This is a genomic window from Shewanella sp. FJAT-51649 (assembly GCF_019457435.1).
Lineage (GTDB): Bacteria > Pseudomonadota > Gammaproteobacteria > Enterobacterales > Shewanellaceae > Shewanella > Shewanella mangrovisoli.
Genome location: NZ_CP080411.1, coordinates 913,498 through 926,377, shown reverse-complemented (window position 1 = coordinate 926,377; position 12,880 = coordinate 913,498). Strand labels below are relative to the sequence as shown.

Here is a 12,880-nt window from a genome sequence, read left to right as displayed (position 1 = left end):
TGGCAGTGGCCAAGTCCGACAATAAATTTATGCCCTGCAAACAGCGCATAAACACTAAGACGTTAAGCACCATCTTAAATTCGAGTCATATATATGGATGAAAATAAAAAACTAGATGCCGAGTGGCTTGCACTTAATGCCTTTAGAGGGATGACAAAGATTGCTTCGCATGGGGATATGGAAAGATCGACTTATGATGCCGCGCTGGATTTGGGTGGCGAACTATATCCTGAATTGCTAGGACCAGACGTCAGTATTCTTAAAAGTGAACGTGAAAGTGATATAACTAAAGAATATCGTCAAAAGGCGAGATTGAAATCTATCAAAGACAATACTCAGGTAACAGCTCTTGACCTTGTAATGAAAGATATAGAAGAGCATGAAGGTCTATTGGAAATAGCAAAACAAGAGAAAGGGAAGAAACAGAGAGTGGATCTGCTCCAAAGAAGACTTGGAATGCTGAATAAAGCTAGAAAAGAGCTTGAGCCTAAATCACATTCAGAGAATCAGCTAATTTTCCGAGATGCCTACAATGTAGAAAGAAATCTAAAAGCCTTAGAGTCAGGCCAAGGTTATAGAGATTTTGAGTTGCCCAACTCTAATATCCTTCGTGTTCGAGTGCTACATCCCGACAATCCAGAGCATATTACAGGCTCCGATATTATATACGAAAGGCATTCGCCGAAAGATGATAAGGTGAGTATTGTTGCTGTGCAATACAAGATATGGGAGGATAAAAAACTCTATCTTTCGGATCAAAGAATGATAGATCAAATTAACAAAATGAAATTATTTTTGTGTGACAAGAAAGTTTGCGAGTCAAAGCAAAATTCTAATTATTACAGATTTCCTTGTTGCTCCGCATTCCTAAGACCTACTGACAAGCTTCAACGAGCAGACCAAAAATTTCTATCGAAGGGTGAGCATATTCCAGTCTGTAAAATAGACGAATGTTCTAGCGAAGGGCCTCGAGGTGGAAAACTGCTTGAATATAAAAATATGAGAGAAGTGGCGTTATCAAATGAGGCCTTCGAATTCTTATTCAATAGAGGGAAAATTGGTTCAGACTATATGACTCAAGATGAACTTCATGATTTATATTCGGGAGCTCTCGTAGAGGCCTCTGCCGACAGAGTGGTGGTATATGCGCAAGAGTTTAGTGCATAACGCATAGGGATATATCTTGCGTAGTCAACCTTACCCTAAGTCTTGAACAAGCTCAGTGCTGGTTGGTTGACACTTTATTACGTAAATAGCTAATTGAGAATTTGAGCAGGCGCAGATCTTTAGGGATTAATAGCTCGCACAGTTGCGTCAGGAGTTCACCTTCCCCTGCGAAGTTGCTGAAGAGCGTTGAAGGAAATCGCGTGAGCGAGACATGGATGTCTCGCTAGCTTTCGGACTCTCTGTTTAACATCAAGGGGATGTACCATCGGAAGCGTTAGCGATTTTCGAATAAGCACGAAGCCACTCATTAATGCATGTAACTTCGCTAGGGACGCCGGGGGATTTCCAAAAGGGGAACAGGCGTTTTTCCCCTTTTGGTCGGGTGTGGGGTGAAGCTCCACGACTTTGATTCACCTCGGCCGTTAGGCCGCTATCTAAAGCAATGGCATAAAAATACTTAATGCCCAAATGCCCCGCTCCAAGGTATGACCTGAACTCAGTTTCTAACTCACTTACCTCATATGAGTTTCCCCCAAACTAAGTCTCACCAAGCGAAAGGTTTCAACACCAATGTGAGCAGCTTCAAATTGTGAATAGGCGAGATTTGAAAGCGATATGAGGGGATTGCGCCTAAGAGATAAAAACCTTCATAATCGCCATTCAATCAACCTATTTTTTACTTTCTCAAAGTCACTTTCTCAAGGCAACTATGACATTCTCGCTATTAGATATTTCTGCATTAACGTGGTTTATCGTTTCTTGGGCTGGCTATACCGCCTTTGCCCGACGTAAGGCGAAGGATACCGACTGTATTGCCCGTGGCCTGCATAAACACAGGATCTACTGGATGCTCGAGCTGATGACTCGAGGCGTGCGCGTCGGCGATGCGGCGTTATTAGCGAACCTTGAGCGTAATATTGCCTTTTTTGCCTCGACCACACTGTTCGTGCTCGCGGGGGTATTAACCTTATTTGCCCAGGTTGAACGCCTCGAGGCCGTGATTGCCACTATTCCCTATGCCACACCGCCAAACCACTCCTTAGTCCAAGTGAAGTTGGCGCTATTGGTGGTTATCTTCGTGATGGCATTTTTCCAATTTACTTGGTCGATGCGCCAATATGGCTTTGTAAACGTGATGATTGGCGCAGGCCCCATGGATAGCGAAGGCGCCAACGACAACCTCAAAGCCTACGCTCGGCAAATGGCAACGGTGCAAGACCAAGCCGCCCATTCCTATAACTATGGCCTGCGGGCGTACTACTTTTCGATGGCGGTGCTCTGCTGGTTCGTGCACCCGATACTGTTTATTTTGGCCAGCCTGTTTGTGGTGGTCACCCTCTATCGCCGCGAATTTAAATCCCGCGCAGTGATAGCTATTACCGCCGCCAAGGCACATTTGGGCAGCGAATATCAGGCGCGAGAAGCCCAGCGCCAAGCCAAGTAGTTGCCAGCCAACCTCAGACTGCGCCCGCCAAAGCGCAGTCTGATTCTTGTTCTATACTCATTGGGTTAATCACCAATCAATAAGTGGGAGTGAACCATGAGTGATAATCTGTTAACTGTGGATGAAGTGTGCAAGTTGCTGGATAAGAGTCCGGCAACGATTAAACGCTATGCGCGGGAAAACCTGCTCAGCAGCGTGAAAGACGGTGAAGAATTACGATTCCCCGAAGAAGAGGTCAAACGTTACTTAGCCTTTTCGCAGCGCTTAGGAAGATAAGCCGCCGCGCCTTGTATCGATCCATCCCCAAATGGACTTGGGATGCCTCGCTTATCCTTGTATAGCCATCTGTAACTGCCTGTAAGATAAGAATTCCCGTTGTGATTCCTCTAGCCCAAGCTCAGCGGCTAAGGCGAGGAGCTGCGCCTCATAGATTGGCAGCTTAGCTTCATCATTAGTCATGATTGCAAGCTCGGCAAAGTCACCTAAGTCTTCGAGCCAATCAAGCGTTAAATGAAATTCCCCAAGAAAATACACGCTGCGGCGTTTTTTAATCTCAAGCACACATTGATAACCCAAAGTACGTAGCATACTTTTGGCTTTGTTGGCATCCGTAATATTGACCGCCTCACAGCGGTCTTTCTCGGGCCCTTTCACAATCCACAGCATGATGCCGGAGGGCTGCATCTCGCGAATACACAGGCTTTTATGCTCCGCCGCTAACGATGCCGAGGGCGAATCAAAATAGCAGTCATGTTCAAGATTATCCTCGAGCATCACCTCCGGTGATTTAGCGCTTAAGCGCGCCCAAAAGGCCTCGCGGTCTGTGAGTCGATACTTAAGCTCAACCTCAAACTTGCCGTTAAAATGGGCGTTAATTTGCGGGGCTAATTCTTTTGGTGCTGGATCTGCTTGCATAGGGTTATTCATCTAACGGCTTTACTCCTGCTGCACATATTTCTCACCCAGTCGACATCCTGACTCAAGCTAAGCGACGATAGAGCGCCTGATAGGCGGGACAAGTTTGCAGTAACTGCTGATGATCGCCCGATGCCACAATTTGCCCCTCGGCGAGGAGGTGAATTTGGTCCATCTTGGCCATCGCCGTTAATCTGTGGCTGATCATTAGCAGGGTTTTATCCTTTGCAAATTCAAGCAGTAAACTTAAGATTTCCCGCTCGGTGCGTTTATCTAAGCCCTCGGTTGGCTCATCAAGCAATAATAGCGGCGCATCCCGCAGCAGTGCTCTCGCCACGCCGATACGGCGCTGCTCGCCGCCCGATAACTGCCGGCCACCCTCACCAATCCACATATCGAGAGGCTTGTCGCCTTTAAGTAATTCGCCTAAACCAACCTGCTGTAAGACTTGGATAAAACGCTCGTCATTGGCGGTGCGCTTTTGCCCTTCTGGCACATGCAAGGCAATGGCAAGGTTCTCCCGAAGCGTGCCCGCGTACAGGTAAATCCGCTGGCTCACCACAGTCATCGCCGATCTTAAGGCGGCCTCGCTATAGTCAGTCAGTGGGTGACCATCGAGGCAAATTTGGCCACGCTGCGCCTGCCATTCACGGGTGATTAAGGACAATAAACTGGATTTGCCGCAGCCCGTGGCGCCCAATAACGCCACCTTTTGCCCAGGCTCTACCGTTAAGGATAAGCCCTGCAGTACGCTCTGATTGTCGTGATAGCCAAAGTGGATATCCGTCATCTGCAGCCCGCCCGATGTCGCGCTAAGCGTTGAATCTTCGTTAAAACGAATATCGCTTTCCTGCTCGGTGATTTCGTGAATACGGGTCGCCGCCAGCACACAGCCCGACAAATGTTGGAAAGCGCCGGCGATTGGCATCATCATTTCGACACAGGCCATAGTGGCAAACACCATCAAGGCGAACATGGGGCCGGGAGGCACGGCATCACCCACGCCATTGGCGGCTAAAAATAGCATCATGATGAGCGCCGAGCCCGTCGCGAGGATCAGCATGGCTTGGCTCAAGGCGGTGATATTTGCCATCGCCCCTTGGCTGGTAAATAACGCCTGCTCGGCCTCGTCAAGCTTGTGCCTGTATCTGGCGTTTGCACCAAATAAACTCAGCTCTGCTTGGCCCTGCAGCATCTCAAGCAACTGCACCCGATATTGGCGTTTGGTCTCCAGCATATTGCGACTTGGCTCGTGCCCAAGCCGATAAAACAGCAGTGGTAGCAGCAGCCAAACCACCACTAAAAACAGGCATAAACTTAGGGCCAGCTTGGCATCAAACCATGCGAGGAACAGATATAACAACGCCGTCATCAGTAAGGAAGCCGCCATCGGCGTCAACAATCGTAAATACAAATGGTCGAGTGTATCTATATCTGCTACGAGGCGGTTGAGCATATCCGCACGGCGCAGCCCCTGCAGATTTTTAGCGCTGAGCGGGAAAAGTTTTCGCCACGCCCAAACTCTGAGTTCCGTCAGTAACTTAAAGGTCGCCTCATGGGTCGCGAGGCGCTCACCGTAACGGCTGGCCGTTCGCGCGATAGAAAGGAAACGCACGCCACCCGCGGGGGTAAAAAAGTTAAAGGATTGGGAGCCGATAACCGTTAATCCCGCCACCGCCGTCGCCGATAAAAACCAGCCCGACAGCGACAATAAACCAATCCCGGCCATAAGTGTGGTCAGAGTGAGCACTAGCCCAACGACCATCATTAACCATTGGTGGGAGAACAACCGAATAAAGGGAAGGAGTATTTTCATTGTGCGGCTCCTTCGGTTGTCCCTAACGCAATATCGCTGTGGGTATCAGGCATGGGCGATTCCAGCTCAATATCGGCTACTGACTCAGTATTTTCATGCAACATGGTTTGGAATAACCCCGCCTCAGTAGACAGCGTCGCAAAATCCCCCCGCTGGACTATCTTGCCCTTATCGAGCACCAGGATGGACGACATATGATCCAGCTGATCGACCCTGTGGGTCACCATAATGCCCATCTTACCCGCCATCGCCGCTTTTAAGGTGCGGCTGACGAGTTGTTCGCTGACGCTGTCTAAACTCGCCGTCGGTTCATCGAGAATAAAGACCTGCGCCGCCTGACCCAATGCCCGCGCAAGCGCAATACGTTGCGCCTGCCCAACCGATAAGGTCGATGACTGCTCGCCTATCGGCGTGGCTAAACCAAGGGGTTGCGCGTGGACAAACTCATGGATATTGGCCTGCTCCAGCAATTGCCACACCTGCTCATCCGTCATTTCGGGATTGGCTAAGGCGACGTTTTCCCGCACTGTGCCATGGAATAACTGCGGCTCTTGCCCAAGCCATGCTAACTGCTGCCGCCAATGGGCAAGGTCGAGGCTCGCGAGTTCAACGCCATCGATTAGCAGCTTGCCTTTATAGGGCAAAAATCCTAATAAGGCATTGAGTAAACTTGTTTTACCGGCGCCGCTTGGGCCAACCAGAGCCAAGTGTTCGCCCTGCTTCAACTCAAAACTGATGGGGCCGAGCAAACGACTGCCATCGGTACTAAAGACTTCCAGATCTTTAACACTAAGGTGAGTCAGCTTATCGAGTCGCGTTTGCTGCCCTAGCTTGTTCTGCGAAGAACCAGGTTCAGAATCTGGCTCAGAACCCGGCTCTGGCTCAGGGTGTTCCAGCAGTGTCATCAATGCTTGGGCAGCGCCAATCGCCTGCGCTTTAGCATGATAGTGAGTGCCCATATCCCTTAGGGGCTGATAAAACTCAGGCGCCAAGATTAAGATAAATAAGCCGACAAACAGGCTAAAAGGTAAGCCTTCATTCGCATTAGGCCCAAGTTGAGCGTGCGCGCCATAGTAGCCAAAATCGAGGTGACCTAAATAACTGAAACCAAAGTAAACCGCTAATACGGCAATCGATACCGCGGCAAAAAACTCCAGTACCGCCGAACTTAAAAAGGCCATACGCAGCACAGACATAGTACGGCTACGGAACTCCTCCGAGGCTTTTTCGATAACCTTAAGTTCAGCATCACCCCTATGGAACAGTTTTAAGGTCGCAAGCCCTTTTAATCTATCCATAAAATGGCCGCTTAATCTGGCTAAGGCATTGAAGTTTTTACGGTTGGCATCGGCCGCGCCCATACCGACAAGGATCATAAACAGCGGGATAAGTGGCGCGGTTAACAGCAAAATCAGCCCCGCCGCCCAGTTGATAGGAAACACGGCGATGAGGATCAATAAGGGGATCACGCCAGCAAGAGTCATTTGCGGTAAATAACGGGCATAAAAATCTTGTAAATCTTCCACTTGCTCTAAAACTATGCTCGCCCAACTGCCTGCGGGTTTACCTTTAATAAACGCAGGCCCGAGCCGAGTTAACTTATCCATTACCGCACCGCGGATCTGTTGGCGTAAGCGCTTACCCGCTTCAAAACTGGCGCGCTCGCGGCCATAGGCGAGTAAGGCTCGCAGCAACATTAAGCCAATCAGGGCCATAAAATGTGGCAGATAATCGCTAGCCCCAACTGTAGATTGTGCTTGAGTGCTATTCGCTCCCTCAGTCAAAGCCTGCAAGGCATTACCAACAATAACCCCATCGAGAAGTGTGGCTATCAGATAAGCCTGTGCTATCAATGCAATAGCACTTAACATTCCACACCATACTGAGAGCTTAACAAACCAGCCACAGGCTTTTTTTTGCGACTTGAGCCAAACGAGAAGGGACTTTTCTAACGACTTATCCATGGTGCTCCAACAGAAACTAGCAAAGCAGTAGGTTGTAGAAATAGGCTAAACACTGAATCCCCCCGAGGGGCTTGCAAGTGTTGAAAAGGTTCGATAGGGACGCAGTATCGCAGGCATCCAAGGTAGATGAAACCTTAGCGAAAGCTTTTGTTAGCCTATTCACAAAAATGAGATAAAGATCAATAAATTCCCAAAGTACGGGAACCCAGAGCTGATTCTCGCCGCCAGCTTAATCAATCGGCCTTAATTATTGCTGAGCGCCGTATTTGACTAACACATGCCAGAGCAGCTTGAGTTCGTGTGCCACCTGAGCGCGATTCCCCCGATCGCGCCAATGTTGGGTCGAATGGTACAAATCCCGCGCCGCCACGCCAATGGCATAGGCATCGACACGCTCATCGATAGCGATGCGACTCGCCAAAGATGGCATAGTCGGGCCACGGAAATCACTGGGGATCTGCGCCGTGTGCAGGCTAAAGCCATTATGGTATTGCAGCTCGATATCATAGCGATCGCAGAGCTTGCTTAAGGTGGCACCGATTTCAGTCCCTTTAAAACTCGGATCTGCCACCAACATGGCAATATCTTCATCGAGGGACACATCACCGTGGATCTGCGCCTCAATATAATGGTCGAGATTCGTCGACATCGGCCGTTCAAAGCGCGACAGCAGGGAGGAGTTCAGTTGATGCGCCAAATATTGGATCACGTTTAGCGGTTTAAAATCCACTTTACCCAAGGCATAGTGGCGCTCAAAACTCTCGGTGAGCAGCGCCGCCAATACATCATCAAAACAGGATAAGGTGCCCTTTTCCTTAGGGTTACGGTAGGAATCTAAATAAGTGAAGGTCGAGCGCGTGAGCAACTGCGAGTGAGTTAGCAAATAACAGCTGCCAAAACGCGGGGCAGGACCATCCTGCCACATGCCTAAATCCAAGGCACCATACTTAGGCCGAGACTTAGTCCCCTTGTATGCATCGCCAAAGAGTTGATTTTCCCAGTGATCCCTTGGCCCACCTAACTCGGGGGATAACTGCCCGTTAGAGATATGGGTTTCGAATTGGCTACGGTATTGACCATCACGCAATAATCCTTCTGCCACTGTGATACCGCGGCTATCGATTCTGTCGGGATGAAAATGCAGTGCGACTCGGCCACAGTGTAACAATTGCTTCAGCGCCGCTTGCATCTCCTGCATGGGAATGTTGGACATCTGCTGCACGTTTCGAATAACCGCCACGGCCTGTTCACTTCGGCTACGAGCGAGGCGTTCAATATGCTGTATTGCTGTCATAATCCACCTGCCATGGAGCGTCAATATGCCTAAGAGGACACATCCTAAGAATTCAATGGTGCAGAGTTCAAGCTGCAAGGGGAAATATCCCCGGTTATCTTTACTAATCTGATTTACGACAACGTCACGCTAATGTCTTTGCAACCTATTGAGGATGTTTGTTAATTTTACCCCAAGTTGAATTACTTAGAAGCAATGAAATTAACACAAGCGTGATCTTTCCCTAAATACTGAACAAGATACTGATAGGTCGATAAATTAGCCACTCCTGAATCGGCTTTTGCGGCAGATAAACAACAAACCACTTTCAAACATGGCGATCTAGCGCCTCTTCATGTAAGCTGCACGCCCGCCAATTCGGCCATACTACTGCTGCGACCCTTTGCTGCCACAAGAGACCCATTAATGAGTTTTTCCTCCCTAGGTTTATCTGCTCCAATCCAAAAAGCCGTGACTGAACAAGGTTATGACACACCCTCGCCCATTCAAGCACAGGCGATTCCCGCCGTACTGACGGGTAAAGACGTGATGGCTGCGGCCCAAACGGGGACAGGAAAAACCGCAGGCTTTACCCTGCCGTTGCTCGAATTACTCTCTAAAGGCAATAAAGCGAAGGCGGGACAAATCCGCGCCTTAGTACTCACCCCCACGCGTGAGTTAGCGGCTCAAGTCAGCGAAAGTGTTGAAACTTATGGTAAATATCTGCCATTACGCTCAGCGGTCGTCTTTGGTGGCGTGCCGATTAATCCCCAAATTCAAAAGCTACGCCACGGGGTAGATGTACTGGTCGCAACGCCAGGACGATTATTAGATCTTGAGCAGCAAAAGGCGGTGAAGTTTAATCAACTCGAAGTTTTAGTGCTGGATGAAGCGGATCGCATGCTCGACATGGGTTTTATCCGCGATATCAAAAAGATCCTCGCTATGCTGCCCGCTAAACGACAAAACCTGATGTTTTCGGCAACCTTCTCCGATGAGATCCGCGAGCTTGCCAAAGGCCTAGTGAATCAACCGGTAGAAATTTCAGTTACACCACGCAACGCCGCGGCAAACACAGTCAAACAATGGATTTGCCCCGTCGATAAGAATCAAAAATCGGCGCTGCTTATTCAGCTCATCAAGCAGGAAGACTGGCAGCAGGTATTAGTGTTTTCACGCACTAAGCACGGCGCCAACAGACTGGCGAAGAGTCTTATTCAAGCCGAGATCAGCGCCGCCGCTATCCATGGCAACAAGAGCCAAGGCGCACGCACCAAAGCCTTAGCCGACTTTAAGAGTGGTGAAGTACGCGTGCTTGTGGCGACCGACATTGCGGCGCGCGGACTCGATATCGACCAATTGCCACAAGTAGTGAACTTCGATCTGCCCAATGTCCCCGAAGATTACGTGCACCGCATTGGCCGTACCGGCCGTGCTGGCGCCTTAGGCCAAGCCGTTTCCTTAGTCAGTAGCGAAGAAACTAAGCTACTCAGAGACATTGAGCGTTTGATCAATCGCGTGCTTGAAAGGCAGGAAGTTGAAGGCTTCAGCCCTGTCCATGCGCTTCCCGAATCGACCCTAAATGCCCATGGTAAAGAGAACAAAATCAAAGCCGTGGCGAGCCAACGTAAGCACCGCAGTGCGGGTAAACCCGCGCCAAGAGCCGGTTCTGGCCGCGATGCTCGTAAAACGCCTGCACCTAAAACAATAGACAATGGTGACTCAGCACAGCAAAAGGGCCAAAACGCGCAGCCAAACTCAGGTCAGCGTAGCAATCAAGGCCAGCGCAGTCACTCAGACCAAAGAAGTAATCAAGGCCAGCGCAGTCATCAAGGTCAACGCAACCAAGAGCAACGCAATCAGCAAGGCGAGTCTAAGCGTCCGCAAGCGGCAAAAAACACTGAGCACAGGAATGCACCTTCGACAGCCGAACAGGCCCGCTCGCCAAAACCGCAGGATAAATATCCGCAACGCGGTAAAGGCTCTGCTAACTCAAGTAATAGCGAACATAAGGCTAATCGTGAGCATAAAGCCAAAGGCCAGTCTCATTCAGGCTCGCAGCAACGCAGTCAACAGGCTCGCCATCACGAAGGGTCTAGCGAAAAAACAAATCACGGGCAGCGTCGCCAAGGCAAGCCACAGGGAAGAGTTCAACCGAGTACAAACTCCGCAGCGAATACCCCGAAAAAGTAATCCTATCGCCCAGATAATCGCGGTAATGGTGTGAAGTAAGCAAGTAGCCACACTTATTTATCACCACACTAAATATGATGGCAAAACCGTGGTTTTAAGCAATGTGATACCTTGAGTTAAGATCCATAAAAATGCCCAGCTTATGAAGTTGGGCATTTTTTATAGATGTCACACACGCTTAAATCTAGACGATTCGAACCTTAAACTGCTGCATCCCCTCCCGCAACGAATTCGCCTGTTGCGATAATGACTCACTGGCTTTAGCCGTTTCGAAAGCACTATTTAAAACGAGCTCCCCCGAATCACGTATCGCATTAATGCGTTCGCTAATATCCTCCGCCGTGACCGCCTGCTCCTCACTTGCGGTCGCTACCTGCGAGTTCGCCTGCGAAAGTTGAGTCAATGCATCTAAGATCTCAAATAAGTTCTGTTTGATTTGATTAACCAGTACTGATGACTCACTGATTTGACGTTCATTTTCCTCAAACGAACTCACAGCCGATTTAGCATCGACCACTAAGGTTTGGATAAGCTCACTGATTTCCTGTGTTGCCGTTTGGCTGCGAGTCGCTAATGCACGCACCTCATCGGCCACCACGGCAAATCCTCGGCCTTGATCGCCCGCCCGCGCCGCTTCAATCGAGGCATTTAACGCCAACAGATTCGTTTGCCCAGCAATCGCATCCACTACCGACACAAAGTTTAAGATCTTGCCCGTACTGGCCTGTAATTGCTGAATAAGTTGACTCGAATGTTGAGCGCTAACGACCAATTGTTGAGTGATTTTCTCGCTAGCCTCAACAACGCCACAGCTTTCCTTCGCTCTGTTTTCCGCCTGCCCCGCCGAAAAGGATGCCGTCTCGGCGCTGCTCGCCACCTCGGTAATCGTCGCGGCCATTTGTGTCATGGAGGCGGCGACCTGATCCGTATTGTCCTGCTGTTTCAGTATCGCCTCGCGATTGTTTTCGGCCACCGCATTAAGCTCTGTGACCATCGAAGCGATTTCTTCACTGCGGTCAACCACTTGCCCCACAGTTTTACTTAAGGTCAATGCCATTTGATTCATGCTTATGGTCAACTCACCTAATTCGTCCTTTGAGGTGACGGCAAGTTCGTGGCTAAAATTTCCCGATTGCATTAAGGAGGCTGCATTACGCAGCTGGGTGATGGATTGCACTATGTAACGACTAGAAAGCAGTCCAACAAATAAACCGATAATCACCGCAATTGAGGAGATAATCATCATACCGTAGGCGGCCTTAATCTCTTCCTCTTCGGTCACCGATACCGCCGTCTTCGTCATTTGCTCCAATTGCAGCGCAAATTGGCTTAACTTGGTATTGAACTCTTTTTGCGTTTTCTCTAACTCATCAACTCGCTGCGCTAACAGGGCAGACTCCTGTTTTTGCTCAATTCCCGCTATCACAGCCACCAATTGGGCGTCGTAGTGACGAAAGCCTTGGATGATGTTGGCAATCTCTTGACTCAATTGTAGGGTTTTGTCGCGCAGCTCAGCGGGTTGAGATAATTTAAGTGCATCATTGAGCATGGTTTGAGTCGATTGTAATTCATGATTTATCAACTCTTTATGCTTTATCACGTCGGCAATAAAACCATCTATCAACCTTTGTTCGGGAGAGACTTTAATGTCCGAGGCACGGAAAGCCTTTTCGAGGATAATCGAGCTTTCAAGCTGTTGAATCGTCACATCGGTAGACAGCCTAACGAGTGGAATATTCTCGGTCGCAATACCATGGACTTCGTCCGACACTCGCTTCATTTTCAGCAAACTAAAGCCTGATAACAGCAACATCAACACTAGCATCACCCCAACGAGGGCAAACATCTTATGCTTGATGCTGAGATCTTTTAAAAAACGGCCCATAAAACCTCTCTCCATGAATAGCGCTGCTCATCCTTTATTTAGGATAGTCGTAGTTTTCAACAAGAGCGGAAGAATTGAAGCTAAACTCAAGAAAAAGCTAACTTATATAGAAACACTTGAGCACAAAACTTCCCATTTTCTTTGGTGTTTGGCTACAAAGGAGAGGGCTAAAATCGCTTCATCTCTGGCGTATTTCAACCCCAGTAACCACAGCAACAATAAC

The 12,880-nt window shown here is 49.1% G+C and carries 9 protein-coding genes; 4 read left to right on the top strand and 5 right to left on the bottom strand.

Features of this window, described 5'->3' with window-relative positions; genetic code table 11:
- Window positions 1-93 precede the first annotated feature (93 nt).
- From K0H59_RS04115 to K0H59_RS04105, 3 genes are all read left to right on the top strand, one after another.
- A complete protein-coding gene (locus tag K0H59_RS04115; RefSeq protein ID WP_220054743.1) occupies window positions 94-1,167 on the top strand; it encodes a hypothetical protein in 1,074 nt (357 codons plus the stop codon).
- A gap of 709 nt (window positions 1,168-1,876) precedes the next feature.
- Complete coding sequence (locus K0H59_RS04110) at window positions 1,877-2,611, top strand: DUF599 domain-containing protein (RefSeq protein WP_220054742.1); 735 nt, start codon at window positions 1,877-1,879, stop codon at window positions 2,609-2,611.
- A 96-nt stretch (window positions 2,612-2,707) separates the two neighbouring features.
- The gene (locus tag K0H59_RS04105) at window positions 2,708-2,887 is read left to right on the top strand and encodes a helix-turn-helix domain-containing protein (RefSeq protein ID WP_011623867.1); all 180 of its coding nucleotides are present in this window, start codon (window positions 2,708-2,710) and stop codon (window positions 2,885-2,887) included.
- A gap of 51 nt (window positions 2,888-2,938) precedes the next feature.
- Here the strand turns inward: K0H59_RS04105 and cyaB are convergent, their stop codons facing one another.
- The 4 genes from cyaB to K0H59_RS04085 form a co-directional block, all read right to left on the bottom strand.
- Window positions 2,939-3,538 (bottom strand): class IV adenylate cyclase, encoded by a 600-nt coding sequence (gene cyaB, locus K0H59_RS04100; protein WP_220054741.1) that lies wholly within the window; start codon window positions 3,536-3,538, stop codon window positions 2,939-2,941.
- Window positions 3,539-3,590: 52 nt separating this feature from the next.
- Complete coding sequence (gene cydC, locus K0H59_RS04095; protein WP_220054740.1) at window positions 3,591-5,342, bottom strand: heme ABC transporter ATP-binding protein/permease CydC; 1,752 nt, start codon at window positions 5,340-5,342, stop codon at window positions 3,591-3,593.
- Window positions 5,339-7,306 (bottom strand): heme ABC transporter permease/ATP-binding protein CydD, encoded by a 1,968-nt coding sequence (gene cydD, locus K0H59_RS04090; protein ID WP_220054739.1) that lies wholly within the window; start codon window positions 7,304-7,306, stop codon window positions 5,339-5,341. The genes cydC and cydD overlap by 4 nt, the downstream gene beginning before the upstream one ends.
- 247 nt (window positions 7,307-7,553) lie before the next feature.
- On the bottom strand, window positions 7,554-8,600 hold the full coding sequence (locus K0H59_RS04085) for a DUF3626 domain-containing protein (protein WP_220054738.1): 1,047 nt from the start codon (window positions 8,598-8,600) through the stop codon (window positions 7,554-7,556).
- Between the two features lie 405 nt (window positions 8,601-9,005).
- Here K0H59_RS04085 and K0H59_RS04080 point away from each other — a divergent pair, with 405 nt between their 5' ends.
- Window positions 9,006-10,772 (top strand): DEAD/DEAH box helicase, encoded by a 1,767-nt coding sequence (locus tag K0H59_RS04080; RefSeq protein WP_220054737.1) that lies wholly within the window; start codon window positions 9,006-9,008, stop codon window positions 10,770-10,772.
- Window positions 10,773-10,956: 184 nt separating this feature from the next.
- On the opposite strand, the gene K0H59_RS04075 is transcribed toward K0H59_RS04080, so the two are convergent.
- A complete protein-coding gene (locus K0H59_RS04075; protein ID WP_220054736.1) occupies window positions 10,957-12,657 on the bottom strand; it encodes a methyl-accepting chemotaxis protein in 1,701 nt (566 codons plus the stop codon).
- Between the last annotated feature and the right edge of the window lie 223 nt (window positions 12,658-12,880).

What these genes read in the sequence shown, in the direction of transcription:
- K0H59_RS04115 (WP_220054743.1), top strand. Translation starts at nt 94, where the DNA reads ATGGATGAAAATAAAAAACTAGATGCCGAGTGGCTTGCACTTAATGCC.
- K0H59_RS04110 (WP_220054742.1), top strand. Translation starts at nt 1,877, where the DNA reads ATGACATTCTCGCTATTAGATATTTCTGCATTAACGTGGTTTATCGTT.
- K0H59_RS04105 (WP_011623867.1), top strand. Translation starts at nt 2,708, where the DNA reads ATGAGTGATAATCTGTTAACTGTGGATGAAGTGTGCAAGTTGCTGGAT.
- cyaB (WP_220054741.1), bottom strand. Translation starts at nt 3,538, where the DNA reads ATGAATAACCCTATGCAAGCAGATCCAGCACCAAAAGAATTAGCCCCG.
- cydC (WP_220054740.1), bottom strand. Translation starts at nt 5,342, where the DNA reads ATGAAAATACTCCTTCCCTTTATTCGGTTGTTCTCCCACCAATGGTTA.
- cydD (WP_220054739.1), bottom strand. Translation starts at nt 7,306, where the DNA reads ATGGATAAGTCGTTAGAAAAGTCCCTTCTCGTTTGGCTCAAGTCGCAA.
- K0H59_RS04085 (WP_220054738.1), bottom strand. Translation starts at nt 8,600, where the DNA reads ATGACAGCAATACAGCATATTGAACGCCTCGCTCGTAGCCGAAGTGAA.
- K0H59_RS04080 (WP_220054737.1), top strand. Translation starts at nt 9,006, where the DNA reads ATGAGTTTTTCCTCCCTAGGTTTATCTGCTCCAATCCAAAAAGCCGTG.
- K0H59_RS04075 (WP_220054736.1), bottom strand. Translation starts at nt 12,657, where the DNA reads ATGGGCCGTTTTTTAAAAGATCTCAGCATCAAGCATAAGATGTTTGCC.